The sequence below is a fragment of the Streptosporangium sp. NPDC051022 genome (genome assembly GCF_040683035.1).
Taxonomy (GTDB): Bacteria; Actinomycetota; Actinomycetes; order Streptosporangiales; family Streptosporangiaceae; genus Streptosporangium.
The window spans coordinates 1-24,748 of the sequence record NZ_JBFBCF010000052.1 but is presented as its reverse complement, the minus strand read 5'-3'; the positions used below and the strand labels follow the sequence as shown (position 1 = coordinate 24,748).

Sequence of the window (24,748 nt, the reverse complement as noted above, 5' to 3'; positions counted from 1 at the left end):
GCACGGACCCGCTCTGTATCGCGTGCACGATGCCGGGGTTTCCGGACTCCCGGGGATCAGCCCGCGGACAGCGCGGGCCCGCGCCGGCTGATCATGTCGAGCAGAAGCTTCGCGGCCTGCTCCGCCCCGTCGGTGCGGACCGTCTCGGCCACGACGGCCGCGCGGGCACCGGTCTCGGGGGCCAGGGCGATCCTGAGTGCGGCCGACAGGGACTCGGCGGTCGGCGTCGGACCGTCGTGTCCCGTGCCGATGCCCAGCTCGGTTACCCGGCCCGCCCAGTACGGCTGGTCGGCGACCTGGGGCACGATCACCTGCGGCGCCCCGGCACGGGCCGCCGCCGTCGTGGTGCCCGCGCCGCCGTGGTGCACGACCGCGGCCACCCGGCGGAACAGCGCCTGCTGGTTGACCTCGCCGACGACGAAGCAGTCGTCCCGGTCGTCGATCAGGGCCAGATCAGCCCAGCCGCTCCCGAGCAGGACGCGGCGCCCCTGCGCCCGGACCGCCTCGATGACGGCCCGGGAGACCTCCTGCGCGTTCGCGCCCCGCATCGGCATACTGCCGAAGCCCACGTACACCGGCTTCGCACCGGCGGCCAGGAACACCTCCAGGTCGGCCGGGAGCGGGCGCTCGTCCAGCCGGATCCACGCGCCGGTCTGCGTCACGTCGAGCTCCGGCGTCTCCTGCCACGGGCCCAGGACCGGGTCGGCCGCCAGGAACGGGTGGCCGGTGAAGACATGGCCGCGGACGCCGCTCACCGGCGGCAGGCCGATCGAGGCCCGGTGGGTGTTGATCGTGTCGCCGAACATGGCTTCCATGTGCTCGGCGTGCAGGTCCCACAGCCCCCGGTTGCCGGTCACCCCAGGGGGGATCACCTGGCCCGGCCGGCGGAGAGGCGGGTGATGCGACGACGGCAGGTAACACGGGGAGAAGGACGTGAACACGTAGGGCACGCCCAGCTTCTCGGCCGCCGTTCGCGTACCGGCCAGGGCCGGGAACGAGCCGGTGGCCACCACCGCGGCGCAGTCCTCGGCCACCCCGGCGACCGTCTCGTAGGCCATGGCGGTCAGTTCGGCGGCGATGTCGGACAGACCTGCCTTCTCCTTGCCGGGGATCGCCCCCGTCGCCAGCGCGCGGATCGGCCAGCCGACGGGACTCAGCGGCACGTCGACACCGTCCAGCAGCTCCGCGAAGTCCGGCGGCGCGCACACCCGCACCTCGGCGCCGAGCGCCCGTAGCCGCACCGCCAGCCCCGTCATCGGCTCGACGTCCCCGCGTGACCCGTAGGTCACCAACACAACGCGCATTCCGCAGCCCCGATCTCCGTACGTTCCGGTTTCGAAGGGTGATTGTGCGGTACGACCGGGGCCTTGCGGCAAGCCCCTCCATGCGCTGTACGTTGGTAGTGGCGAGGAGCGGTGAGGCCGAAGGGCGGCAGGGGCGTCAGTGGCTGCCGGACAGTTCGCCGGACATGGCGCCGTGCATGCGGGCGCCGGGCTGGTTGTTGCTGGAGGCGAAGAACAGCTCGCCGGTGACGGCGTAGACGACCTGGCCGCCGTCGGGATCGACGACGGCGGAGACCTCGGCCAGGTGCGCCACCCGGTGGGCGAAGACGACCAGGCCGGTCAGGGAGCCGACGACGACGCCGATGGCCAGGTTGTGGGTGGCGACCACGACGGCGACGGTGATGACCATGACACCGATCTCGCCGGCGGGCATGCGCTTGAGGGTCGCGGGGGCGATGGAGTGCCAGTCGAAGGTACCGGCGGAGACCAGGATCATGACGGCGACCAGAGCGGCCATCGGGATCTGGGAGACCAGCGGGCCGAAGACGATGCACAAGACCATGAGCATGACGCCGGCGGTGAAGGTGGACAGGCGGGTGCGGGCACCGTTCTTCACGTTGATCATGGTCTGGCCGATCATGGCGCAGCCGCCCATGCCGCCGAAGAAACCGGTGACGATGTTGGCGATGCCCTGGCCGATGGACTCGCGGGTCTTGGAGGAGCGGGTGTCGGTGAGGTCGTCGACCAGCCTGGCGGTCATCAGCGACTCCATGAGACCGGCCTCCTGACCTTGGCCGGGTTCTCCTGCTCCCCGCAGCTGGCGGACTTGCCCGACCAGAAGCTGTGGCGTATCGACCCGCGCGCCGACTACGGGCCGTTGCAGCACATCGCGCGTGGACGCATCGCCCTGGACAAGATCGAGCGCCATTGGGACGACATCTGCCGCATCATCGCCTCCATCCACACCGGCGCGACTTGGTGACCCCCGGCCCGTCCACTGGCCGCCTACTGGCCGTCTACTGGGGTGATGGATTCGGCGAAGGTCAGGCCGTCAGTGACCGCGGGCGGCGGGTTCGTCCATCACGTGCTCACCGCTCGTAGTGCTTGCGCCAGGTCCTTGCGTGAGGTGACGTCGAGCTTGGTGAACACCTTGCGCAGGTGCCATTCGACGGTGCGGTGGCTGACGAACAGGCGGGCGGCGATCTCCGGGTTGGTGTGCCCGTCGCCGGCCAGCCGCGCGATCTGCGCCTCCTGCGGGGTCAGCCCCACGCTCGGGCCCTCGCTGCGTTTGTGGACGGTCTCCCCGGTCGCCAGCAGTTCTCGTTCCGCGCGCTGGGCGAACGCCTGCGCGCCCATGGCGTCGAAGGCACCCAGGGCAGCCTTGAGCTGGGCGCGCGCGTCGATCCTGCGGTTCTGCCTGCGCAGCCACTCGCCGTAGATGAGCTGGGCTCTGGCGTGGTGGACGGTGACGCGGGAGCGGGCCAGGTGCTCGATCGACTCCCGATACAGCTCCTCGGACTTGCCGTCCTGGCTCAGCAGCGCCCGGGAACGGGTCTCGATGCCCCGCGCCCAAGGTGTGTCACTGGTCGACGAGCGTTCCTCCAGGCGCGCGAAGGCCTGGTGCGCGGTGTCCGCGTCGCCGGCGCGGGTGGCCGCCTCGATCAGCTCGGGCAGCACCCAAACGGTGAATCCGATCCCGTCGGGCTCGGCGGCACGCTGGGCGGCCTCGGCGGCAGGACCGTACTCGCCGTAGCCCAGGTGCAGAGTCGCGGCGGCCCATTCGGCCGCCTCCACGGCGAAACCCTCGCCCCGAGCCGTGGCTGCGGCGAGGATGCGCTCACGCAGGTCGAGCGTGTGTTCGCGGTCCCCTCGCCAGGCGGCGAGCAGGATGGAGAAGTCAGCGACGGCGACATTGCGCGTCGCTTGGGTGATCGAGTCGGCTTCCTGGACGAGCTGCTGAGCGAGGTCAAAGCGTCCGGCGAACAACTGGTGGGCGGCGGAGTAGTTCAGCGCGAACGGCAGCACGGTGAGCATGCCGCGCTCGCGCGCCACCTCGACCAGACCACCTGCCATCACCGCGCAGGCGTCGTCGTCCCACACGTCCATGGCCAGCTGGCAGGCCAGCCAGCACCAGGCGATGTTGTCACGGCGGAAACCCTCACGCTGGAAGGTCGCGATCGCCCTGGTCACCGAGGGCAGCACCTGCACGTACTGGTGCGTGGCCCGGGTGACGAGCACGTCAAGGAACTGGTCGACGGCCCGCACCGGGTGATCGCGGACCGGTGCCAGCGCGGCGTCGGCGGCGGTCAGAACGCCGTCGGGGCGGCCGAACCGGCCGCTGCGCATCAGCGCCCACATCGCCTCCAGATGTGTCTCGCGAGCCAGCTCGGGATCGACGACTTCGAGCTGCCTGGCCGCGCCGCTGAGCAGGGTGGGGGTGTCGTGGCCCCGGGTGCGCGCGAACGCGATGTGGGCGCGCACGCGCTCCAGTCGCGCCCGGTCGGCCTCATCCAGCGGGGCGATCGCCGCCAGCGCGAGCATGGCCTCGGCCGCGCCGAGAGCGCCCGCGTCCAGCTTGGCCTGGGCGGCGGCCAGTGCCCGCACTCCGCGCATCCGCTGGTCGGGCGTCAGCTCGGCCGCCCGCTCTAGAAAAGCTGCCGCCGCCTCAGCGCCGGCGCGGGCCTGCGCGCGGACGGCACGGCGCTCCAGTTCCGCCGCGACGTCCTCATCAGGTGCCGCCGTCGCGTGCGCGCGATGCCAAGCGCGCCGATCCGGGTCGGCTTCTGGGTCGGTGGCCTCGGCCAGCGCCGCGTGCCCGCGACGACGCACCTCAGGTGGCGCGGCCCGGTAGGCGGCGGTCCTGACCAGGGGGTGGCGGAAGACGACCCGCGGGCCGAGATCGATCAGGCCCGCCGACTCGGCGGGCTCGGCGGCGCCGATGGTGATGCCCAGGTGCTCCAGCGCGCGCATCAGCACCAGCATGTCGCCGACCGGTTCGGCGGCCGCGGTGAACAGCAGCAGGCGGGTGTCGCCGGGCAGCGCCTCGACGCGCTGCACGAAGCTGTGCTGGATGCGTCCGGACAGCATGCGGGCGTCGGGCAGCCCGAACCCGCCCGCCAGCTCCGCCGGCGTCATCGTGCGGGGAAGTTCGAGCAGGGCCAGGGGGTTGCCGCGCGTCTCGGCCACGATCCGGTCGCGCACCTGCCCGTCCAGGCCACCCGGGATCACCGAGCCCAGCAACCGGCGGGCGTCGTGGTCGCCGAGTCCTTCCACGGGCAGGGCGGGCAGCCCGTCGAGCTTGGCGTCCTGGCCCGGCTCGCGCACCGAGAACAGCATCGCCACCCGCTCGGCGGCCAGCCGCCGGGCGACGAAGGCGAGGACCTGCGCCGAGACCGCATCCAGCCACTGCGCGTCATCGACGACGACCAGCAGCGGACGCTCATCGGCGAGCTCGCTCAGCACGCCGAGAACGGCGAGCCCGACCAGGAACCGGTCGGCCGCCGGACCGTCCTGGAGCCCCAACGTGATACGGAGAGCATCGCGCTGCGAGCTGGGCAGGCGCTGAGCCTCCTCGATCAGCGACGCTCCGAGTAGTTGCTGCAGCCCGGCGCCCATGAGCTCCGACTCCGACTCCACACCGGCCACCCGGACGATGCGGAAGGACGAGGCGCGCGCGGCGCCGTACTCCAGCAACGCCGTCTTGCCCACACCCGTCTCGCCCCGCAGGACCAGAACCGCTCCGTGCCCGTCGCGAGCGCGCTCCAGCAGCGCGTTGATAGCTGCGCACTCGGCCTGACGGCCGAGTAGGAGCGAGTTGGTGCCAGAGCTGCCCGTCATCCCTGAAGTATGCGGTCATCTCATGACACCAGATATGTCTCCAAGGTCATACCGTCGCCTCGGTAGAGACTGACGCTGATGAACACGCCCTGATTGACCCAGGCGAGATGCGGGGCGCCGGCCTGCAGCCGGGTGGTGGCGCGGATCAGCGGGGCGTCGGCCGGGCCGCCGTGGGTGATCGCATGCGAGTGGACGTCGAGCAGATCGCCTCCGTCGGTACGCAGCGTGCAGCGCATGTGGCCCCGGACGGTTCCGTCCGGGAACGCATCCCGCCGGTCGGTGCTGCCTTCGACGACCAGGTTGCCGTGGAGTTCCGGGCCGGTGAACCGGCCGCCGATCAGCGGCACGATCAGGCGCCCGCCGTATCCGAGATCGACAGGAGCGCCCAGCACGGCGTGCAGGCGGAATACCTGCGTGAGCGTGGGACCAGGTAGTTCGTTGATCATGGCTCCAGCCTGACTCGCCAAGGTGTTCGTTCGCGCCCGGGTAACCCACGGGTGTTGCTGAGCGGCGTCGTCAGGGACAGCCGGAGTCGTGATGAACGATCACGATCGTGCGCTCCCGGGACTGCCCGACCGATGTCGAGCCGGGCGCTCACCTTCCCCAACACCCACCGCGCCTACGCCTCGGCCATTGACCGCGTCACCGCACGGCTCGGCCGCGACCGGCCGCTCGCCGACGTCGCCGACGCCGAGATCGGCGCCGCGCTTACCGAACTGTGGGGGGCATGCGCGCCGGCGACCTGGAACCGCAACCGCGCCGCTGTCGCCAAGACCACCATCCACCGGCTGCTGTCGCGCCGCGACATTCCGCTGCGTGAGAAGACGCTGTGGCGGATGCTTCGAGGACCTCGATCTGGAGAATCGGCGAGCACCGGTGCGCTCCAAGGGCGGGGCGATCGAGTGGGTGTACTGGGACACCGGGACCGCTCATCTGCTGCTCCGCCTGCCGGACGGCAGTACCCGCACGCACGGGCCGCTGTTCCTGGCCGAGCGACGGCCTGTCCCGGCCCGGTGCCCGGCGGCCGCCGACATCTGCCCGCACACCGGCCGCGCCCGAGTCCTGCTGGAGAAGTACGCCGGCCTCGACCTGCACCAGCTGCGCCACTCGGCGGCCACCCATCTCGGCGAGGCCGAAGTACCGCTGCAGCTCATCATGGGCAAGACCTGGCACAAGAACCCCCGCACTGCGATGCGCTATGTCAAACCCGGCGCCGAGGCGATCGCCAAGGTCACCGAACACCTGGCGCCGCGGCGTCGTACGCAGTAATCCCAGGTCCCGCCATATCCGCCCGTTTTTCGGCGACCTCTACGGCGACCCCACGGTGCCGGCGGGCAGGCGGTTGGCCAGGTGGGTCTCCAGGCTGCATCTGGCGTGATCGTCGTAGACGGCCAGGGCATGGTCCAGGGACTTCTACGGGGGCGAGACGCGACGTCCGGGGGCGATCGTGAATACGTCATCGACGGCATCCGGACGGCGCAGGATCTCCGGGGTGCCCGCAACCGAGCCGGATATCCGGCGAAAAAGAATAGAGGGAGACAATGGCAACGAAGACGCTGTTCAAGAAGGCAGTCGCTTTCGTGGCGGCGACCGCCGTCGCGGGCATGATTTCCGCGCAACCCGCTTCCGCGACCGCAAGCACGGCATACAACTTCCCCCACATCTTCGGCGCCCAGGCTCAGGTGGACAACAACCCGGGCAACGGAGCTCCGGGGTGGATCTGGGTGAACGCAGCAGGGGTGAGGGCGTACGGTTACGACGCCGCGTACCTCGATTACGTTCTCAAGGACGGATATGGGTTCAGCCGCCTGTATGTCGGCTATCCGGCTGCCCAGGCCATCAACGTGCCTGCCGATGTCTATTCCGGGCAGCTCTGCGTTGCCAACAATGCGGGAGGCTCGTACTGCGGCGCCACGCGCTACTTCTAGTACTCCAGTGACACTTCGCGATCATTGCTCGGATCTGCGCTGGTAGTGGCAGCGTCGGGCAGTGGCCTGGTGTCGGCGGCGCCAATCCGACCAGCGCAGAATGTTCGTGATGGAGCGGTGCGTGGTCAGTACGAGTGCCGTCAGCAGTCGGCGGATCTCGGGCAAGGTCAAAGGGATGCGGTCGTCGGTGACGCTGGGCGGTTGGGCGGCGGCGATGGCTGTCAGGAGGGCCAGGGCGAGCATGGCCAGGGTGATGTGCCGCTGCCAGGCCGTCCAGCCGCGGACCTGGTAGTGGTCCAGCCCGACCTGGCCCTTAGCGGCTTGGAAGGACTCCTCGACCGCCCAGCGGATACCGGCGATCTTGACCAAGGCCATGAGCGGCTGTGGGGTGGGGGCGTAGCAGTGGTAGAACGCCAGCTCGCCGGTGGTCAGGTTACGCCTGATCAGCAGCCACCGATGGCCTTGTGCCTGGCCGTCGTCAATTCGCGCCCAGGCCCAGGCATACCAGTGCGGTCCCTTCACGCCCGCCCCGGCGCGGTAGCGATGCCAGTGCCGGTCGGCCACCCGCGTGGCGACCTCGGCCGCGCTGACCTGGACGCCGTCGAGAGTGACCCGGCGGTTGCCCGCGATGGCCAGCACGTATCCCATCTGGTGCTCCTCCAGGGCGGCGCGCAGGCGCGGGTCTTGGCCGTAGATCTCATCGCCGGTCATCCAGCGGGCGGGTACGCCGGCCTTGAGCGCGGCCAGCATCATGGCGGTGGCCAGGGCGGGCTTGGTGGCAAAGGCGGTCTCGTCCGGGATGCCGGTGGCCTGGCAGCGGCCGGGGTCGGCCAGCCAGGTGTGCTCGGGCAGGTAGAGCCGCCGGTCCGCAGGACCCGCCCGGCTGGGGTGGCGTAGGCGAGGAAGACGCCGATCTGGCAGTTCTCGATGCGGCCCGCGGTGCCGCTGTATTGCCGCTGCACTCCGGCCGAGCCGGTGCCCTTCTTGACGAAGCCGGTCTCATCGGCGATCAGCACGCCGTCGGGGCCGAGCCGGTCGACCACGAAGTCCCGGATGTCATCGCGGACCGCATCGGCGTCCCAGCGGGCGGTGCGGAGCAGTCGCTGTAGGGTCTGCGGGCCGGTCAGTCCGGCGTGCTCGGCCAGGTTCCAGCAGTTCTTGCGGTCGATGTCGGCCAGCAGGGCGCGTACGTAGGCGGTGGCGGCGCGGCGTGGTTCGACGCGGCCGAAGTGGCTGGCGATTCGGGTCATCAGCTCGTTGAAGATGACCATCCAGCCGTCAGGGTCTGCGCTGTGGCGCGCGGCCACCGCACGATCTTTGGTTGTCTTCACAAACTCCGAATGATCACGCGGTGGCCGTTGCCATGTGACCCGATCCCACAAGATCGTGAACTGTCACTGGAGTATTAGTCATGGGCTACCGGAACCGTCAGGGCCTGGTGAGTCACCGCCGGATCCCGGCCGAGGTGCCCGGCCCGGCGGCCGGGCACCGGTCGTCGGGTCACTTGACGATGATCTGATGGGTGGCCTGGGCCGGTCCGGTCCCGCCGTCCCCCGCATAGCTCGCGAGGTAGCTGTACCTGCCGGCGTTGGCGGGCGTGTCGGTGAACGTGTACGTGCCGTCGGCGTTCACCCTCACCGGCGGGAGCTTGACGGTCTTACCGCTGGTGCCCTTGACGTACAGGGTGCGCTGCACGGTGAGCGTGGACCCCGGAGAGGGCGGCCTGTCGCCCGCCGCCAGGACGCCGCTCAGGTCCACGGCCGTGCCGGCGACGCCGGACTGCGGCCCTGTCAGGGTGAGCGTGGCTTCGCGCTTGACCGTCACGGTGACGGAGGCGCTGCTGCGGCGGTGGCCGTCGTCGCCGTCCCAGAACACCCAGTAGATCACCTCGCCGATGTACGGCGGCAGCTCGAAGACGGGCGTGTCCTGGAAGGTGAACGTGCCGTCCTGCCGCGTCGTCACGCCGGTGATCGGCAGTTTCCTCCAACCGGGCAGGTACTGGATCACCGTGAGCGGCTTGAGCCCGAGCGCCTCGCCGTCGGCGCGGGTGAGCCGCCCCTCGACGGTGATCGGCGAGCCGGCGTACGCGTCCGCGGGGGCCGTCACCGTGAGCTTGGTGGCCGGTAGCGCGACGCCCGTCACCCGCCACAGCAGCAGCCGGTCCGTGGAGCTGCGCAGCAGTGCGAAGACGTCCGTGCCGGAGAACGCGACGCCGTCCGGGAGCAGTTCGGCGTCCGGCTGGTCGGCCGCGAACAGCTCCGCGCCCGTCGCCGCGTCGTAGAGGGTGAGGTCGGTGCTGCCCCACTGGCGTCCGGCCGCGACGTACGCGCCGTCCGAGCCGAGCGCCACGGCGGACGGGTACCCGTCCCAGCCGTCGCCGTAGGTGCCGGTCGCCGCCAGGGTCCTGGTGTCGTACCTGGTGAAGTGACCGGGGGTGTCGGCCGCGCTGAACAGGGTGCCGCCGTCGGAGCTCAGGGTGAGGTCGCGCAGGGAGTCGATGCGCCACTCCTCGCCGTCGATCGTGCCGCGCAGCGCGGGGGCGCCGTCGCCGAGGTCGTAGACCAGCATGTCGGCGTGGTGCAGGGCGGTCTGGCCGACCACGAGCGTGTCGCCGGCGGCCGCGAGCACGGGAGGCCGCAGGTGCTCGCCCCCGACCGCCACGGGCGCCGGGGCGCTCGCGCTGAGATCCAGGCCGACGACGCCGCCGGGGCCGTTGTCGCATCCGTGCCCCACCCACAACCGCTCGCCCAGCAACGCCAGGGTGGACGGGCAGGGGTGGGCCGACAGGTCGATCCGGCGGGTGACGGCGAGGCTCGCGGTGTCGATCTCGGCGACCTCGTTCGAGCCGGTGAGAGCCGCGTACAGGCGGGTGCCGTCCGCGTTCACGGCCAGCTCTTGGACGCCGGGCAGGCCGGTGACGACACCGCCGGTGAGGTTTCCGTCAGTGCCGGCCACGATGATGCGGTCGCCGGCCGGAACGAACACCCGGCCGCCGCCGACGGCCAGGTCGGCGGTGTAGGAGTCGGTGACCCCGAGGTCGGTGGTGGTGCCGGCCGCCGAGGCGGCGGGGGCCGTGACGGTGAGCAGGCCGGTGATCAGGCCGGCGGCGCCGCAGTAAGCGGCTAATCGGCGAACCAGGGATAGGGACACGAGAGCCTCCTGCCGGGATGGGAAAATATGTTCTAATAACGTCTCATGGGTGCTCCCACGTCAAGATCATTCGGTCGCGCGACACCAAACCGTGATCAAGCACCCTCCGGGGTTAGAGACCGGGACGATTGTCGGTGCCCGCCGACATAGTCGTCGCCATGACGATTCCCCTCACGTGAGTCCGCGCCGTCCGCGGCCACGAGCCAGGCGCTGGACGGGATGACCCTGCGCTGTAGGAAGACCGGCGGCCAGCTGCTGGCGTCCGTGCCCAGGGCCGTGCGGTCCAGCCCGGTCGGTGAGCAGTTCGCGGCGCTGCTTGAGCACCTGGACGGGCACGAAAAGGAGTGCCGCGCCACCGTGGAGTCATGGATGCTGAACGGGCTGCCGGTGCCTGCCGGACTCCTCGCCGGGGTGTGGCCCGACCCCTGGTGGCGGGCCTGCCTGCGGCACCTGGTGGTCCGCGTGGAGGGGCGGGCCGAGCTGCTGGAGGAGGTGTCCGAGGACAGGCGGGTGAGCGTCAGGACGGCGGACGGCGTTCCGTACGAGTCGCCGCCCGGCGCCCCGGTGACTCCGGCGCACCCCTCCTGCTGGACGCCCCGGGGCCGTGGCGGCGGCTGCTGGCGGAGCATGACGCCGTTCAGGGCATTGAGCAGGTGAGCCGCCGGGTCCATCGCGGGCGGGAGGGCCATGACCCCGAGCCATGTGACCCCGACCCCTCAAGATCCCGAAGTGTCACTGGAGTACTAGACGATGCTGAGGTGGCTGCTTCCCCTTTGGGCCACAACGCCGGAAGGGGTCAGCCTTCGGTGCAGCGTCAGGGCCAGCAGCGCCGGGGCCAGCGGCACCCAGATCGCCCACCGCTGTCGCCGCATCGCGCCCCCGCCCTCCCCGTTTCTCGATCGCGCCTGTCGGCTGCCGCCGCGTCGTGGACGCCTGGCGGCGACCGCACAGCATCGTACGGACGCCCCCCGTGCGACACCTCGCCTCAGCTCCCGCCTCTCTCACCCCCGTGGGGCGGGAGCGGCTGGCCCGGCGATGGGCAGCCGGGCCGACAAGTTCAGCCTGACCTCGCCGTAGGGGCGGACATGCTGCCAGAACAGCGAGGTCAGCCCGCGCCGGTCGGCCGGGGTGAGCAGGTCCGCCCACTGGGCGTCGGCCAGCACGTCCTGCAGCATGAGCGTGTTGACGAACACCGGCGCGGCCTGCAGGATCCGCGGGCACAACGCGGTCATCTCCACCTCCTCGCGCCGGTTGGTGGAGATCTCCCCGCCGCGGCCGTAGCAGATGATGGCGTTGGCGCCGTTCCATGCCTCCACCACGTTCAGCCCTTCCTCGATCTCGCGCTGTAGGCTCCGGTCGCGCAGGTAGCGGGCCACGAAGATGGTGCGCTGGGCGCGGCCGATCTCCAGCATCGCCTGGTAGGCCGGATGCGAGGCCGAGCGGGTGAACCGCGACAAGATCGCCTCGGTGGAGGCGGTGCCGGTGCGGATGGCGGTGGCGTACTTGATCACCTGGTCGTAGTTCTTGGCGACCAGGTCCCAGCGCACCGGCCGGGTCAACGCCGCCGCCAGCCTGCTGTAGCGGGCCGCGTCACCCGGCCCGCTCTGGTAGAGCCGCACGTGATTGATCTGCTTGATGCGCGGCAGCAGGTCGACGTTCAGCAGCCGGGTGATGCCGAACCCGATCTCCGACTGGCCGTGCGAATCGACCTAGTGCTGTGACCGGAAACGATCACCGGGTTGGGTGAGCTCTCAAGCTGCCGGTGCGAGGGGACGGCGGCCCCAGCGGATGCCCTTCTCACTTCGGACCCGGGCGCGTTCGCGGCGCTGGGCGGCCAGCAGGTCGGGATGACGGGCATGGGCGTTGCGCCAGCGCAGGTAGGCGTGCAGCACCCGAGTCTGGACGGTGTGATTGGGGTGATCGGAGTTGGCCAGGGTGAACTGGCGCAAGGGGCCGAAGTGCGCCTCGATCGGGTTGGCCCAGGAGGCGTAGGTCGGGGTGAACAGCAGCCTGACCTTGTTCTTCTTGGCCCAGGCGCGGATGCGCCAGTTCTTGTGGGCCGACAGGTTGTCCAGGATCACATAGATCGGGGCGCCGTCCGGGCGGGCGGCGCGGATGGAGCGCAGCGCGGCCCAGGTGGGGCCGATGCCCTTGCGGGATCGGTTGACGCCCCAAAGCAGGTCATCGCCGACCGAGTAGCAGCCGTGGAAGTAGGTGACGCCCTGGGTGCGGCGGTAGGTGGCCGGCAGCCGGTCCGGCTCGCCCGCGGGTGCCCAGCCCGTGCCGGCGGTGGGGCGAATGCCGAGCGGGCCGAACTCGTCGAAGGCGAAGGTGCGTTCGGGCCGGTGCGTCAGGGCGTACTCGATCTCTTCCAGCTTGGCGTCGAAGTCCGGGTCCGGGGACTCCTTCCATGTCTTGGTGCGCTGGAAGGTGATGCCATGGCGGGCCAGCAGGGTGCGCAGTGCCTCCCGGCCCAGGGTGAGGCTACGGCCGGGCAGGCGGTGCAGATAGTGCAAAAGCTTGCGGATGGACCAGCGGGTGAAGGGCTGGCCGAGCTGGGCGGGTCGCGTGGTGGCCGTCTGCGCGACGAAGTCTTCATCGTCAGGACTCAGCAGGCGGGGACGGCCTCCCGCCCACTGAGGGTCCAGGCAGGCCAGCCCGATCTCGTTGAAGCGGTGGATGACATCGCGCACGGTGTCTTCATCGGCTTGGACCAAGCGGGCGATGACCGGCACGGTGTTGCCGCCTGCCGAGGCCAGCAGGATCATCGCCCGCCGGTAGCGGACCGTGCTGGTGGTGCCACGCCGCACGATCCGTTGCAGCTTCTGCCCTTCCAGGTCCGTGAGCCTGCGGACCTTGACCGGTTGCGTCACTCTGCCTCCCGAGCGCTGATCGAACGTGATCAGCACCATCCAACTGGCAGCAGCGCTCTATACGTCAACCCGGTGATCGTTTTCGGTCACAGCACTAGTTGCCCTCGACCTTCATCGCGGTGCCGTGCCGGATGGCACCCTCCACCATCGCGGCCACCTCCGAGGCCGAGGCCTTGAGCGTCTGGGAGTGCACCACCACCGACCCGCGCTCGACGTGCCAAGTAGACCAGCACGCCGGTCGGTGGTGAACACCGGCCCCGTCTGGCGCCCGTCCAGCAGACGGGGTAGCAGCCGGGCGGTGCCGGTGCGCCAGACGATGACGTTGACCGCGCCATCCTTGCGCTGTACCCGGGCCCGCCGGTTGCGCAGGTCCAGTTCATCGACATCCAGGCCTAGAACTTCCGAAGACCGCGCTGCGGACTCGTACAGCAGCCGCCACAGCGTTCGCTCGCGTAGCGCGATCCCTTCCCGGCTGAGCAGTTCGGCGGCCTCGCCGCGATCCGGCTGAGCGGCGGCCCTGCCTGACCCGCAGGCCGAGCTCGCCGTCCGCCATGCCCCTTCCCGTGGTCGCGGGGTTCGAGGAGGGAGCATGGGGAGGGGACGGGCCTGATCAACGGGAGGCTTGCCGGTCTGCCGGTGGTGGGACGGGCGGCACGATCGTCATCGGCGGGACCACCTACGTGATCGTGCCCGGCCCCAACGGCCACATCCTCGCCCCCATCAACGGCGGAGGCCGTCACTGCTACTGCGTCTGCTGAGTGGGCTGACACCCCCGGGGCGCTTTCCTCGTTCGCCGGAGGCAAGGGGCAGGCACGGTGAGCCCACAAGGGGCCCAGGACTCCCGAAGCCACGGCCAGGGGTGAAGTAGCGGTCTTCCCCTCCCGGACATCGGACGTTGACGATTCCGGACATCGCGCTGGTCGGCCGGGTCCGTCAGCGGGGCAGCAGGCGGGTGAACGCGACGAGAAGGCAGACGGCGGAGGGGATGAATAAGATGCCGGCCGAGGGCAGGGTGATCAGGCAGAAGGCGCCCAGGAGGACGGTCGAGGCGAGGGTGGACGCCTTGCGCAGCGCTCCGGCGATGAGGAGGGGGAGCACGGAGATCGCGACCGGGATGAGGAAGATCAGCGCGCGACCGCCGATGAGGTCGGTCGCGCGCTCGCCGGTGATCCCGGACGGGGTGGCCGACGCGTAGACCGGCACGAGGAGGAGTACGGCGGCGGCCACGAGGCTCAGGGCCACGGCACCGAGCGTCCAGCGCCGGGCCGACTTCGCCTGCTGATCGTTCCAGGTACGGGCCGTCGTCATGTTCACTCACTCCCCCAGTGATGGCCGATCACGAGCCGGTCGCCTGCGGTGTGCTCAGTCGGGGTGCCGTCAAGAAGTTCGCGATGAGCCGCCAAACCGTTTCGGAGCCGGGACTTCTGTGCTTCTCACCAACGGCCCCCCGGCGGCCGAACGTCAGGCCGCCCGGTTCTCCACGGCGACTACGCCGCTGCCGGCCTGGGCCGGCTCGACGATCTGCGTCATGGACAGGTTCTTGCGGAACCTGTGACCGATGCGTTCCGACCACCTCGTCGGGAAACTCCGCCCGGCGACGCTGGAAGCGTCCGTGCTGCGTATGGAACTTCGGCAGCGGCGCGAAAGCAAGGCGCGTGCTCTCCTGCTTGGCGTTGACCAGGCCGGCCTCATCGCTGAGCACCGTCCAGTGGCCGACCGGCTCGTCCATGCTGAGCGGCGGACACTCCATACTGATAGATCCGCTCGCGACGCCCCAGCATTACGGACGGCTGGCTCGCCTGTACCGGCCAGGCCACGTCGCGAGAGCCGGACCCCGTACGACTGTCACGACATCCCAGCTCAGACCAGGTTTGGCGGCTCATCGCGGACTCCTTGACGGCACCCCGTCTTCGCCGCCGCCGGGCTCGGCGTGGCAAGCGCCCGAAGCGCGGAAAGGCTCGGCAAGCTGGGCCAGATAGCCGGTGGGGTAGTCGGGTTTGGCGGCCATGCCGATCTGCTCGGAGGTGAAGCGGCGGGTGGGGTCGTAGGAGAAGGTGCCCAGCAGGTGGTCCCAGACGAGGGTGAACAGGCCGAAGTTGACGTCGCCGATGCCGGCCCATTTGAGGTGGTGAAAGCGATGCCCCTCGTTCAGGGCGAGCACATACTTCAAGGTGCCGATGCGGTAGTCGGCGTTGGAGTGCTGAAGCAGCAGCTGGACCGCGACGGCTAGCGCCAGCACCGAGGCGACCTGCACGGGCAGGCCGATCAGCAGCAGCGGCGCGACGCCGGCGGTCATCTCCAGACTCTGGTGCAGGGGGTGCTTCATCAGTCCGTTGAGGCCGTAGAAGCGTTTGACGGAGTGGTGGACGGCGTGGAGGCGCCACAGCGCGCCGATCTTGTGGCTGGCGTGGTGCGTCAGGGTGATGCCGAGATCGGCGATCAGCACGGCCAGCAGCACCTGCGCCGGGAACGGCCAGGTGTGTGGCCAGACGGCGGCACCTGGGAGCGCCGTCGACAGGGCGGATGCCGGCAGCGGGATGACCGCGACACCGGCCAGGATGAGACTCTCGTTGACCACACCGTGCGCGGCATCACGGCCGGCGTCGGCCTGGGAGGAGTTCCAGGCGCTGTCATAGGGCAGGATGCGTTCGGCGGCGAAGGACAGGACGATCGCGGCGGCCAGCAGGCCGAGCAGCCACAGCTTGGAAGCACCGGCGGCGGTCAGGGCGATGGCGGCGCCGTTGACGCCGACCAGCATCAGCGGGACGTACCCGTAGCGGACGACCGTCCGGGCCGCCGCCCGGACGGCGCTGTCGACAGACGAGTGCACGAAGGACATAGGCCTCACCCTTGCGCCGTCCCCGGATCCAGGCTTGAACAGATCCGCTACGACGCCCATCAACCCCGGACCGCCATGGCTGCCAGGGCTCCCGGCCGTCTACCGGCGTCCGTGCGCGGCGGTGTTCCAACCGGTGGCTGCCAGGGCCTGGCTGGGAGTGATGCCGAACATGGCCCGGCAGGTGCGGCTCAGGTGCGCGCTGTCGGCGAACCCGGCCGCGTGCGCGGCCCGGGTGAGCGTGGCGCCGCCACGGACGGCCTGAATGGCGTGCAGCAGCCGGGTCCAGCGCCGCCAGGCCGGATAGGGCAGGTGCAGGTGCTCGGCGAACAGGTGCCCCAGCCGGCTGGCCGATACCCCTGCGCGGGCGGCCAGGTCGTCCAGCAGCAACGGCCCGTCAACGAGCAACGGGACGGCCTGCAGCGCGCGCGACAGCGCGGCGGGAAAGTCGCCCGTCCCCGCCGACGGTACGGTCGAGCAGAGCACGGAAGACAGTTCCGCCGGACCGGTGACCCCAGCAGTGACTCCAGCGGTGGCGGCAAGCGGGAGGGCCGCGGCCTGCCAGGTGCTCACGGCGTCCGCCTCACCGCTGGCCGCGGCACGTGCGGTGGCCGCGCGCCCGGCCGGTCCGGTCGGGTCGAGGTAGGCGAGCAGGCCGAAGGAGTCCGGAGAGGCTCGCAGTTCGTGCCGGACCCCGGCTGGGATGATCGCGGCCTGCACTCGTCGCCGGTGGCCGCGGCCGTCACGTAGCACCACCTCGCCGCCGAACACCAGCAGGGCCTGCACTGCGGCGTGCGCGTGCGGCTCGGCTGACCCGATCGCGCCGGTGAAGGCCAGCAGACCCGGGACAGCCGTGGCCGAGCCTTCCCAGCGCGGCCCCCTGCCGGGCAACCGGGTGGCGCGCTCATCCGGCGAGGCGCCGGCTCGGGCCGGTGAGCTGGGTGCGCTGGTCGTGAACTTCACATTCGCCCCCTTGCAGAATCCTCACAGATTCAAACTGTCATCACGGTGTGGCGATTGATGTTGAGGGTGACGGCGGGAGATGCGTCAGTGCCGACATCGCGGCCGGGTTGCCGCCGCGGTGCTGTTCCAGCCGCCGGCAGATGGGGCCCGGCTGCGCATCGTGGCTCGACTGACCCGCGGTGAGGCCCGGATGGTGGACCTGACCAGCGAGTCCGGGATGGCCTAGTTCACGGTGTCCAAGCACCTGGCCTGCCCATCGGCGTTTCCGCGGACGCCGCCCGCGGCGCCACCATCCGGGGGCGACTCCTCGAAATGCCCGCCTCAGCCGTCGCCCTTGGCTACCACGACAAGACCACCGCCCGTCTCCTCGGGGAAGGCGGCGGAGCCGGGAACCGCTACGCCGCCGGGAAACACGGAACGTCACCGTCAGCCCCGTGGGAACGACGGTTCGCGGCAGTCAAACGAGCGAGCTCACCAGTACCGGTGGCCGACACGGTCCCGCGAGTGCCTGTGCCGGGGTCAGGACCGGGACTCCGCGGTGAGCTTTGTGATGTCGGGGGCGTAGGCGGTCATCCAGTGCGGATGCAGTCGGTAGTAGACCACGTCGTTGTCCCAGTCGAAGAGGTCGTCGCCGTAGAAGTCCTTGAAGTACGCGAGCAGGTCCGGCCAGTCCGGGGCCGGCTCGCCGTCCTGGGGGTTGAGGATCTCCACCGTGCCGTGGGTGAACACGCCCAGGTCCTCCCCGCGCAGGTGCGCGGCGCTGGCGGCGGGGCGGGCGGCGAGGTGGCGGGCCTTGGCGGCGCCGCGCGCCGTACCGAAGTGCCACTTTCCGTGCAGGAAGTGCCCGTCCACACCGCTGATCCGTGGTTCGCCCTTCGCCGTCACGGTGGACAGGGCGAGAGTGCACATGCCGGTCAGGATCCGGGTGAGCTGCTCCGCGCTCAGGGTGTTCTCGGTGACGATCGAGCGGAGGTGCGAGGTGGAGCGGGAAAGGGAGGCATCGAGGAGGGCCTGGAGTCCTTCGAGTTCTTCTGGTGTTTCGCGCATTGAGATCCCTATCTGTTTGTAAGTCCGGTTCCGCATGTGCCGTCGACGTCGACCGGTGAAACCCGTACTCGATGTAAAACCCGACACCTTGTGTCGCATTCCCCCATCCATCTTGCGAGCCGTGGCCGCCGAACAACCGGTCACCTCCCCGTGCCGCCGGTCCCGGAGTAACACTCTGCGATTACGGCCTGTGCTTTCGGCACTCACTCCTCGCCGACGACCGATCCGGCGCCGCCGGCACAGAGCGGGAGACTACTTCTCCTCCGGTTGGGCGGGCCTGAGCACCGGGCCCAGTTCCGCGGCCACCGCGCGCTCCCGCAGCTGAGCGGCCTCGAGGCGCATCGCCTCCAGCTGTTCGCGCATGTCGGACAGCCTCATCTGCTCCATGGCCAGTTGCATGAGCGCCCGGTCACGCTCCGCCTGCGCCTCGGTGACCTTCGCCGAGGCCCGTTCCTCCACCTCGGCGATCCGTCCGCCGGCCCGCGCCTGCACCTCGGCCAGCTGTTCCTCCACCCGTTTGACCGCCTGGGCCGCCTTCCTGTCGGCCCGCGCCGCCTGCGTCCGAGCCTCGGCCGCCTCGGCGTCGGCCCGCGCCCTGGCCTGTGCCTCGGCGTCGGCCCGTGCCTGCGCGCGGTCCCGTTCGGCCTCGATCGCCTGAGCCCGGGCCTCCGAGGCGACGACGGCCCGTTCGGCCTCGGCTCTCGCCTCCTGCGCGATCTCCGCGGCGCGCTCCGCCCGGTCACGTTCCGTGAGGGCCTGCTCGGCCTGTTCCCGCTCCTGCAGGGCATGCACCTGCGCCTGTTCCGCCGCGCTCTCGGCCGCCTCGACCCGCTCTGCCGCCTCCCGCAGCGCCACCTCCCTGGCCGCCTCCGCGCGCTCCGCCCGCCGCCGCGCCTCCTGTTCCGCGTGTTTGGCCAGCCGTTCGGTCGCCGCCGCCTCGTGCAGGGCCGCCAGTGCCTGTTCCCTGGCGGTCTCGGCGTCGGCCAGGGCGACGTCCCGCTCGGCGTGGGCCTCCTCCGCCTGCCGTGCCATCACGTCTCGCTCGCGGCGCGCGTGGGTGGTGGCCTCGCGTGCCAGCCGTACCTGCTCGAAGGCCTGTTCCCGCTCGGTGCGCGCGATCGCCACCCGCGTGTGGGCCTCGGCCTGCACCGCGCTCAGCTTGGCCTCTACCCCCGCCGGGCTCAACTCGTCGGCCAGGATCTGCGCCAGCGGCGCGATCACCGCCGCCATGCCCTTCTCCATGCGCTCGTAGAACTCCTCCGCCCGAGCCAGCGTCCCCTCCAGCCCAGGCGTGGCCCGTTTCAGCTCCCGCTCCCGTTTGGCCGCCGCCTGACAGTCACTCTGCGGACAGTAAGCCCGCGGACGCCCCCGTCCCGAGCGCTGCTCGATCGGCATCCCACAGTGCTTGCATGGCGTCACCGCGCCCGCCCTCTCACTCACCGCCCCAGGGTAGCATTTTCTATTTTCCAGAAATTAAAAAACAGTAATCACGATCCGTTGCGTCACAGGGACATGTTGCCAACTACCGGGAATGAAGATTCCCGCAAGTTGGCACCCCGCGAGTCTCTTCCACTCCCCCAACGCGTGTGTGGGAATCTGCACCGGGATGTCAGCAGGAATCTGCATGAGGTGTCAGTGCGCAGCTCAGAGGCCCTTTTGGGCTGCCAGTGATCATCGCGGGGCTCTTCTTCGAGGCCGAGTCACGCCGCCGGAGGCTGGAGGTTCGTCATCTGCTGTCAGCGGAAGTCGTCACCAGGATGTCAGTGACACCTCTGTCGAGGACGAGTAGCCCCTCGGCTCGGACGCCGTCTCTTCGCCTGGCCAGGCTCGATACCCGTCCCCCGCGAGCCGGGGCGGGGTGCGGTGCCGGGAGAGGCGTTCTCGGGTGTCGACGACCGCTGTGGCGAAAGTGTCTGAGCGTCTCAGAGACGCTCAGAGAAGCCCTCACGATGTGCGGTGTCGTTGCTCCGGTCCAGCCCCCGTGTTCGGCGATGAGGCCCTCCCCGGGTGGCGGCAACGAGCAACACGCGGGCCGGCGCAGGCCACGCGGACGTTTGGGCTGGTCAGGCCGGTGAAGGTCCAGGTGGTGTCGTCCGGTTTTGCATGGGTTACAGGCCGACGTTGCGCATGGCGTTGTCGCGCCAGCGGTCGACGGCGCGGATGTAGCGCAGCACGACCGGGGAGGCGGGGGCCCAGCGGCCGTGCTTGGCGATGACGGAGACCGGGACGCCTGCGGCGTAGGCGACGGTGGCGCCGCCGGCGCGCAGGCTGTGCGCGGTGAAGGCGTCCACCCCGCCTACGACCAGACCTGGGCGGCGCGCGGCAAGCTGCAGCACGATTTGTGGGGCGTCGTCGGCACCCAGGCCGGGCGCTGGGCCGCGCTGCGCGAGCGGATCGCCGCTCACGGGCTGCGCAACTCCCTGCTGACTGCACGGCGCATTCTCCACGCTCGGAACGTTATTTCCGCGCCCACCGGGAACGTCACGCGCCCGACCCCGGACAGTGATCGGGATTGAGCCGTTTCAAGTCCTCGATAGATGACTACTCCATGATCAGTCCGTCGGTCCCTGCACGGCGGTTGCGAGGTTCCCCGCGCAGGCCTGGCCGCGACGGTGTTCATGTGTGATCCATTCCTTCCCTTCTGCGGCGATCCCCTCCAGGACGTGCAAGGTGTGCTGGAGGCCCGCGGCGTCCAACGTTACTTCGAACACCGTTCCGGGACTTTCGCCCTGCTGGAGCTCCTCCATTCCCGGCCCCGTCACCTGGACCTTGATCTCCTGTCCGTTGACAAGAGCGAGCTCGAAGATCCGTTCATCGTCGTCCGACTGGCTCACCCGTACTGCTGCGACCGCCTCGAAGCGGTAATTGATCCGCTGCCGATCGTGGAATGTGCCCTGTCCGAAGTCGAGCTTGACGGCGAGCTGGCGTACCCCGTCCGCGGTAAGAAGAAAGACGAGAAGCTGGTATTTCGCATAGCGCCACGGGCCGCTCCGTACTCGTGCGCGTTTGGCCGAAGGGGCGGGGGTTTCGATGAAGGCGTGAGCGATGACGTCGCTCATGGCCAGCTTGTAGTGCTGCAATGCCTCGTTCAGCAGCACCTTCCGGTCATGGTCCAGCCATGCGGCCATCTCATGGTCTTCGGGCTTGTCGGCCAGTTTCGCCTTCCACCGCTCGAAGGCCGCTCTGTCCTCCTCCAGTGCACATTCGCTCTCGAACTTGTCGGCGGCGGACCGTCGACGCTCCAAAGTGATGCGCAGCCAGGCACGGGCGGCGATCCACCCGCCTACCAGCGCCAGGAACGCCGAACAGGCCGCGCTCAAGGGACTGGCCAAAATCGCGATGCCCACCGCCCAACTCCCTCCGCAGGCAAGAGCGGCGAGCCCGAGGATCGTCATCGTTTTTACGGACAGGGGCGCCACGAGCTCCTTGCGGTAGTTCCACAACGTGCCTTTCTCCCAGCGCTCCTTCACGTCGCCGACCCGGTACCGGATCAGCCATGCGACCTTCTCAGCCCCGGTCCTCGTCTCCCGGTAGGTGTCTGCCAGCTCATCACGTATGCTCCTGCGGATCCCCGCGGTCGCCGCCAGCCAGACAGCGCGGTCCGTCCCCCGTGGAACGTACCTGGCGGAGTAGTGATCGAATAGTTGGTCCATTCTTCTGGCGAACCCACCGGGCGGTGCGACCTCGCGCCGCGGGGGCGTCCCGTACTTCCTGTCTTTCTCCCGGCGCCGTACCGTGTGAAAACGCCACTTCGCACCATCACGCGCGCCGAGGTAACCGCCGACGATGCTCAGCAGGTAGCCGAGAAGAGCGGGAATAGGACCTTCACGCACCAGCAGGTAACCGATGTGGGCCGCTGCCGCGGCGAAGACGGTCGTAGCCGTCATCGCCTGAGCCCAGGTGGCGAGGGAGATGACGGGTGGGCGCGCCATCCGTTTCCTCGGCCCGGTCGGATCCGGCTGGAAGAACTTCCAGACCCGGTCCGCCCGGCCGTTGGCCATCTGTTCCTGCGCGGCCCGTGTCAGGGCTCGATGCCACATCTTGTCCTTGAGCGGCCCGTCCAGGAACACTTCCAGATGCCGCAGGATCATGGCGCGCTGAACGCGGCCGAGCTTGTCGAACTCCTTCAGCAGGACGTGGAGATCCGCCTCGGGTTTCCCTGCGGAGTCCAGCAGACGGTGAACCGTTCTCAGGCCGTCGGCCCATGCATTGTTACCGGTGGGAGGAAACCTGTGCAGCGCGTCCCGCAGCAGACCCGCCTCCTCCGGGGAGAGCTCACGTCGCGTTCTGCCGCTCACCAGGGCGAGCAGCCGGTGGAAACAGGTTTCGTCACTGCGGTACTCGGCCATGACGGCTTCGTTGATGAGCTGCCATGCCCGCCCCGGCATGCCGCCGTCGAGGAATCGAGCACCTGTCTCGAACTTCTTCTCAGGCGGATCGTCCGCGAATGTCGTGTAGACGGAGACATCACCGTGCACGGTCCCCGCCTGCATTCCGACATAGGAGGAACCCCCGGCAACGTTTGTCGTGGTGGTGCCCGGAACCGTCATGACAAGCCTTGCGCCAGAGCGATGATGACCGCCAGTTCGGCGGCCAACTCGGATATGTCACCGATGAGCCCGCGCAGTTTCTTGAGCGCCAGCGTCAGTTTGCTCGTGCTCTGCGGCGTGTCCGTCTCCAGCGCCTCGTCGGCCGCGGTGAGCTCCGCCTCCGCCGCCGCGTAGGTGTCCTCGTCCAGGTGACCGGCCGCCCGCGCCCGCTGGAGCCGGGCACGGAAGGCGGCGAGCGCCTCTCCCAGGTCGGCCGGGGGGTTCGGCCCGAGGCTTATCCGGATGCCGCCGTTCACCGTACCGGCCTGTACTCCCACCTGGGCGTTCCCCTTCGCGATGTTTCGGGTCGTCTCCCCCATCGCCGTGCTCCTTCCGGTACCCGTCGCTGGGAACTGGTCGTCGTCTTCTCCCTCGCAGGCCAGCTCTCCGGCCAGGGCTGCGGCGAACGCCGCCGCGTTGGCCACCGCCCGCGGCTGCCACCGCTCGCGGTCCGTGGCCTCCTTGGTGCCGTCGGCCCGGTCGCTGACGCCCCGTACCACGACCACCGGCAGCGCCCCGTTCAGATGCCCGGCCTGCGCCACTCCGGCGCCTTCCATCTCGATCGCCTGCGCGTCGTTGTAGTGCTCCCGGATCCAGCGCGCGTGCGCGGAGATTCTGGAGTTCAGGACCACCTCACCGGCGGCGATCGGCCCGAAGTGCACCTCGGGGACCCGGTCGTCAGCGGAAAGACCTCGCCGCCAGGAACCGTCGCGGACGATGTGACGGGCGATCTGGTCGGCACTGTGCGAGGTCTCCCAGACGCGAGGACGGCTCTTGAAGCCGTCGTCCTCGCTCGTTCCACCGTGGAAGGCGTAGACGTGCGTCGCCACCACCACATCTCCCAGAGCGATGTGGGAGTGCAGGGCACCGGCCACCCCCACGAAGAGCAGGGCAGCCGGGGTGAACTCGGCGATGGCGCGCTCGGCCAGCACCGCCGCGGACTGGTTGCCCTTGCCGACGTGGGCCAGGGCGACCCGGCACCGGCCGTCGGCGAGGCGGCCGACCTCGAAGCGGGTGCCCTGCGGGTGCCGGTGCAACCGCAGGCCGGTCAGTTTCTCGCGGATCGCCTGGTACTCAAGATCGAGTGCGGTGAGGATCACGATCGGACGACTCACTTCACTTCTCCTCTTCGGTCGACGGTCCGGCAGGCCGGGCCATCGGTGGGTACAGAACCTCGCGCGGACCGGCTTTGAACAGCCGGGCCGGTCGCCCGGTCGCGGCTTTACGCGCCGAACCGGCCGCGACGATGAAACCCTCGGTCTTCTGAACCTTGCGGTAGAAGTTCCTGGGATCGAGCGGCATCCCCCATACCGCCTCGTACACCTCCTGAAGATCGGTGATCGTGAAGATCGGTCCACAGAACGCCGTCGCGAGCGCCGAATGCTCCAGCTTGACGCGGGCGCGCTCGACACCGTCGGCGACGATCCGCCGGTGGTCGAAGGCGAGCTCGAGGTCTCCGGAGAGCACGCGATCGACCGGCTGCCATCGGGCGTCGGCCGCGTCCGTCCCGGCCGTCGGCTCGGGCAGCCGGGGCGCGATCGCCAGGTAGGCCACGGACACCACCCGGCCGCGCGGATCACGGCCGGGCTCGCCGTACACGCCCATCTGCTCCAGGCGCAGGGTCTCGACGTCCAGGTCGGCCTCCTCCGACAGCTCCCGGTGGGCCGCGACGGCGAGGTCTTCCTCAAGGTGCCGCAGGAACCCGCCGGGTAGTGCCAGGGCGCCCTTGTACGGTTCGACGCCGCGCTCGACGAGCAGCACCTGCAGGCTCGATTCACGCAACGTCAGGATCACCAGGTCGACGGCAAGCAGGACGACGGGAGGCTCCCATCGGTCGTCGGTCATGCACCCAGACTAGCTTTTTGTCATTCTGACAGAAAGTGGTATCGCAATATCAGCCCAAACGTCCGTTCTTCCGCCGTCGGCCTAACCCGGGTTCAGGGCCGTCCGAGAACCACTCGCGCCCATGTCACCTGCACGTCCAGAACCCCGATACGCGTCGGGCAAGGTCGGCAAACCAGGTATGTGTCCGGATTCACGGGCGGCGGCCAGAGCACCGCTAAGCACGCTCCGGCATTCACTCATCCCAAGCAACACGGGATGTCAGCCACTGGCCCTCGGCGCCACCTGACTCCCCTGCAACCTTCTGAGGTTCCCCCGGTTTCCCGGAGTGTTTCCTATCTGGTTTCGGTCAGCTCGGTGTGGCCGCTGACGGTGTCGGGTAGGTCGTGTTGCTGGGCGT

General features: G+C 69.8%; 23 protein-coding genes and 3 pseudogenes. 6 read left to right on the top strand and 20 right to left on the bottom strand.

Annotated features, from left to right (window positions below):
• Nucleotides 1-56: 56 nt before the first annotated feature.
• Nucleotides 57-1,304 carry a glycosyltransferase gene (locus AB0N02_RS44880; RefSeq protein WP_363960822.1) on the bottom strand — a complete coding sequence of 416 codons (1,248 nt, stop codon included), beginning with the start codon at nt 1,302-1,304 and terminating at the stop codon, nt 57-59.
• Nucleotides 1,305-1,440: 136 nt separating this feature from the next.
• Nucleotides 1,441-2,061: pseudogene (locus AB0N02_RS44875) on the bottom strand (SulP family inorganic anion transporter); the annotation flags it as partial.
• 12 nt (nt 2,062-2,073) lie between these two features.
• On the opposite strand from AB0N02_RS44875, the gene AB0N02_RS44870 reads away from it, so the two are divergent.
• Nucleotides 2,074-2,265 carry a Tn3 family transposase gene (locus AB0N02_RS44870; RefSeq protein WP_363960820.1) on the top strand — a complete coding sequence of 64 codons (192 nt, stop codon included), beginning with the start codon at nt 2,074-2,076 and terminating at the stop codon, nt 2,263-2,265.
• 98 nt (nt 2,266-2,363) lie between these two features.
• On the opposite strand, the gene AB0N02_RS44865 is transcribed toward AB0N02_RS44870, so the two are convergent.
• A complete protein-coding gene (locus AB0N02_RS44865; protein WP_363960818.1) occupies nt 2,364-5,120 on the bottom strand; it encodes an AAA family ATPase in 2,757 nt (918 codons plus the stop codon).
• 20 nt (nt 5,121-5,140) lie between these two features.
• The gene (locus AB0N02_RS44860) at nt 5,141-5,566 is read right to left on the bottom strand and encodes a DUF3237 domain-containing protein (protein WP_363960816.1); all 426 of its coding nucleotides are present in this window, start codon (nt 5,564-5,566) and stop codon (nt 5,141-5,143) included.
• A gap of 370 nt (nt 5,567-5,936) precedes the next feature.
• On the opposite strand from AB0N02_RS44860, the gene AB0N02_RS44855 reads away from it, so the two are divergent.
• Together AB0N02_RS44855 and AB0N02_RS44850 are read left to right on the top strand one after the other, a co-directional pair.
• Entirely contained in the window at nt 5,937-6,389 is a 453-nt protein-coding gene (locus AB0N02_RS44855; RefSeq protein ID WP_363960814.1) for a tyrosine-type recombinase/integrase, read from the top strand.
• A gap of 272 nt (nt 6,390-6,661) precedes the next feature.
• Nucleotides 6,662-7,048 carry a hypothetical protein gene (locus AB0N02_RS44850; RefSeq protein ID WP_363960812.1) on the top strand — a complete coding sequence of 129 codons (387 nt, stop codon included), beginning with the start codon at nt 6,662-6,664 and terminating at the stop codon, nt 7,046-7,048.
• Between the two features lie 21 nt (nt 7,049-7,069).
• Here the strand turns inward: AB0N02_RS44850 and AB0N02_RS44845 are convergent.
• Nucleotides 7,070-8,298: pseudogene (locus tag AB0N02_RS44845) on the bottom strand (IS701 family transposase).
• A gap of 250 nt (nt 8,299-8,548) precedes the next feature.
• Nucleotides 8,549-10,198: a hypothetical protein gene (locus tag AB0N02_RS44840; RefSeq protein ID WP_363960810.1), complete on the bottom strand. Its 1,650-nt coding sequence runs from the start codon at nt 10,196-10,198 to the stop codon at nt 8,549-8,551.
• A 219-nt stretch (nt 10,199-10,417) separates the two neighbouring features.
• On the opposite strand from AB0N02_RS44840, the gene AB0N02_RS44835 reads away from it, so the two are divergent.
• Nucleotides 10,418-10,855, top strand: a complete 438-nt coding sequence (locus tag AB0N02_RS44835) for a DUF4132 domain-containing protein (protein ID WP_363960808.1) — start codon at nt 10,418-10,420, stop codon at nt 10,853-10,855.
• Between the two features lie 86 nt (nt 10,856-10,941).
• Here AB0N02_RS44835 and AB0N02_RS44830 read toward each other — a convergent pair whose 3' ends face one another.
• The 4 genes and pseudogenes from AB0N02_RS44830 to AB0N02_RS44815 form a co-directional block, all read right to left on the bottom strand.
• The gene (locus AB0N02_RS44830; protein WP_363960806.1) at nt 10,942-11,070 is read right to left on the bottom strand and encodes a hypothetical protein; all 129 of its coding nucleotides are present in this window, start codon (nt 11,068-11,070) and stop codon (nt 10,942-10,944) included.
• Nucleotides 11,071-11,199: 129 nt separating this feature from the next.
• Nucleotides 11,200-11,847 (bottom strand): Tn3 family transposase, encoded by a 648-nt coding sequence (locus tag AB0N02_RS44825; protein ID WP_363960862.1) that lies wholly within the window; start codon nt 11,845-11,847, stop codon nt 11,200-11,202.
• Between the two features lie 102 nt (nt 11,848-11,949).
• On the bottom strand, nt 11,950-13,071 hold the full coding sequence (locus tag AB0N02_RS44820; RefSeq protein ID WP_363960804.1) for an IS630 family transposase: 1,122 nt from the start codon (nt 13,069-13,071) through the stop codon (nt 11,950-11,952).
• Between the two features lie 294 nt (nt 13,072-13,365).
• Nucleotides 13,366-13,662, bottom strand: a pseudogene (locus AB0N02_RS44815) (tyrosine-type recombinase/integrase); the annotation flags it as partial.
• Between AB0N02_RS44815 and AB0N02_RS44810 the strand changes: the two are divergent.
• Nucleotides 13,623-13,829: a hypothetical protein gene (locus tag AB0N02_RS44810; protein ID WP_363960866.1), complete on the top strand. Its 207-nt coding sequence runs from the start codon at nt 13,623-13,625 to the stop codon at nt 13,827-13,829. The pseudogene AB0N02_RS44815 and the gene AB0N02_RS44810 sit on opposite strands and share 40 nt — an antisense overlap.
• 175 nt (nt 13,830-14,004) lie before the next feature.
• On the opposite strand, the gene AB0N02_RS44805 is transcribed toward AB0N02_RS44810, so the two are convergent.
• The 7 genes from AB0N02_RS44805 to AB0N02_RS44775 form a co-directional block, all read right to left on the bottom strand.
• Nucleotides 14,005-14,379, bottom strand: a complete 375-nt coding sequence (locus tag AB0N02_RS44805; protein ID WP_363960802.1) for a hypothetical protein — start codon at nt 14,377-14,379, stop codon at nt 14,005-14,007.
• Nucleotides 14,380-14,407: 28 nt separating this feature from the next.
• Nucleotides 14,408-14,800 (bottom strand): hypothetical protein, encoded by a 393-nt coding sequence (locus tag AB0N02_RS44800; protein ID WP_363960800.1) that lies wholly within the window; start codon nt 14,798-14,800, stop codon nt 14,408-14,410.
• Between the two features lie 150 nt (nt 14,801-14,950).
• Complete coding sequence (locus AB0N02_RS44795) at nt 14,951-15,910, bottom strand: sterol desaturase family protein (protein ID WP_363960798.1); 960 nt, start codon at nt 15,908-15,910, stop codon at nt 14,951-14,953.
• A 99-nt stretch (nt 15,911-16,009) separates the two neighbouring features.
• On the bottom strand, nt 16,010-16,870 hold the full coding sequence (locus tag AB0N02_RS44790) for an AraC family transcriptional regulator (RefSeq protein ID WP_363960796.1): 861 nt from the start codon (nt 16,868-16,870) through the stop codon (nt 16,010-16,012).
• Between the two features lie 519 nt (nt 16,871-17,389).
• Nucleotides 17,390-17,917, bottom strand: a complete 528-nt coding sequence (locus AB0N02_RS44785) for a pyridoxamine 5'-phosphate oxidase family protein (RefSeq protein ID WP_363960794.1) — start codon at nt 17,915-17,917, stop codon at nt 17,390-17,392.
• Between the two features lie 252 nt (nt 17,918-18,169).
• Complete coding sequence (locus AB0N02_RS44780; protein ID WP_363960792.1) at nt 18,170-19,357, bottom strand: hypothetical protein; 1,188 nt, start codon at nt 19,355-19,357, stop codon at nt 18,170-18,172.
• A gap of 668 nt (nt 19,358-20,025) precedes the next feature.
• Complete coding sequence (locus tag AB0N02_RS44775; RefSeq protein ID WP_363960864.1) at nt 20,026-20,322, bottom strand: hypothetical protein; 297 nt, start codon at nt 20,320-20,322, stop codon at nt 20,026-20,028.
• Here AB0N02_RS44775 and AB0N02_RS44770 point away from each other — a divergent pair.
• On the top strand, nt 20,245-20,433 hold the full coding sequence (locus AB0N02_RS44770; RefSeq protein WP_363960860.1) for a hypothetical protein: 189 nt from the start codon (nt 20,245-20,247) through the stop codon (nt 20,431-20,433). The genes AB0N02_RS44775 and AB0N02_RS44770 overlap by 78 nt on opposite strands.
• Before the next feature lie 36 nt (nt 20,434-20,469).
• Here AB0N02_RS44770 and AB0N02_RS44765 read toward each other — a convergent pair whose 3' ends face one another.
• From AB0N02_RS44765 to AB0N02_RS44755, 3 genes are read right to left on the bottom strand one after another with little or no spacing between them, the layout of a single operon-like run.
• Nucleotides 20,470-22,467, bottom strand: a complete 1,998-nt coding sequence (locus AB0N02_RS44765) for a hypothetical protein (protein ID WP_363960790.1) — start codon at nt 22,465-22,467, stop codon at nt 20,470-20,472.
• A complete protein-coding gene (locus tag AB0N02_RS44760) occupies nt 22,464-23,621 on the bottom strand; it encodes a 5'-methylthioadenosine/S-adenosylhomocysteine nucleosidase (protein ID WP_363960788.1) in 1,158 nt (385 codons plus the stop codon). The genes AB0N02_RS44765 and AB0N02_RS44760 overlap by 4 nt, the downstream gene beginning before the upstream one ends.
• A 1-nt stretch (nt 23,622) precedes the next feature.
• On the bottom strand, nt 23,623-24,351 hold the full coding sequence (locus AB0N02_RS44755; protein WP_363960786.1) for an NUDIX domain-containing protein: 729 nt from the start codon (nt 24,349-24,351) through the stop codon (nt 23,623-23,625).
• Nucleotides 24,352-24,748 lie beyond the last annotated feature (397 nt).

Excerpts from the sequence above, each read along its gene's own strand:
- AB0N02_RS44880 (WP_363960822.1), bottom strand. The coding sequence starts at position 1,304 with ATGCGCGTTGTGTTGGTGACCTACGGGTCACGCGGGGACGTCGAGCCG.
- AB0N02_RS44865 (WP_363960818.1), bottom strand. The coding sequence starts at position 5,120 with ATGACGGGCAGCTCTGGCACCAACTCGCTCCTACTCGGCCGTCAGGCC.
- AB0N02_RS44860 (WP_363960816.1), bottom strand. The coding sequence starts at position 5,566 with ATGATCAACGAACTACCTGGTCCCACGCTCACGCAGGTATTCCGCCTG.
- AB0N02_RS44850 (WP_363960812.1), top strand. The coding sequence starts at position 6,662 with ATGGCAACGAAGACGCTGTTCAAGAAGGCAGTCGCTTTCGTGGCGGCG.
- AB0N02_RS44835 (WP_363960808.1), top strand. The coding sequence starts at position 10,418 with ATGACCCTGCGCTGTAGGAAGACCGGCGGCCAGCTGCTGGCGTCCGTG.
- AB0N02_RS44830 (WP_363960806.1), bottom strand. The coding sequence starts at position 11,070 with ATGCGGCGACAGCGGTGGGCGATCTGGGTGCCGCTGGCCCCGGCGCTG.
- AB0N02_RS44810 (WP_363960866.1), top strand. The coding sequence starts at position 13,623 with ATGCCCCTTCCCGTGGTCGCGGGGTTCGAGGAGGGAGCATGGGGAGGG.
- AB0N02_RS44805 (WP_363960802.1), bottom strand. The coding sequence starts at position 14,379 with ATGACGACGGCCCGTACCTGGAACGATCAGCAGGCGAAGTCGGCCCGG.
- AB0N02_RS44800 (WP_363960800.1), bottom strand. The coding sequence starts at position 14,800 with ATGGACGAGCCGGTCGGCCACTGGACGGTGCTCAGCGATGAGGCCGGC.
- AB0N02_RS44795 (WP_363960798.1), bottom strand. The coding sequence starts at position 15,910 with ATGTCCTTCGTGCACTCGTCTGTCGACAGCGCCGTCCGGGCGGCGGCC.
- AB0N02_RS44785 (WP_363960794.1), bottom strand. The coding sequence starts at position 17,917 with ATGCGCGAAACACCAGAAGAACTCGAAGGACTCCAGGCCCTCCTCGAT.
- AB0N02_RS44765 (WP_363960790.1), bottom strand. The coding sequence starts at position 22,467 with ATGACGGTTCCGGGCACCACCACGACAAACGTTGCCGGGGGTTCCTCC.
- AB0N02_RS44755 (WP_363960786.1), bottom strand. The coding sequence starts at position 24,351 with ATGACCGACGACCGATGGGAGCCTCCCGTCGTCCTGCTTGCCGTCGAC.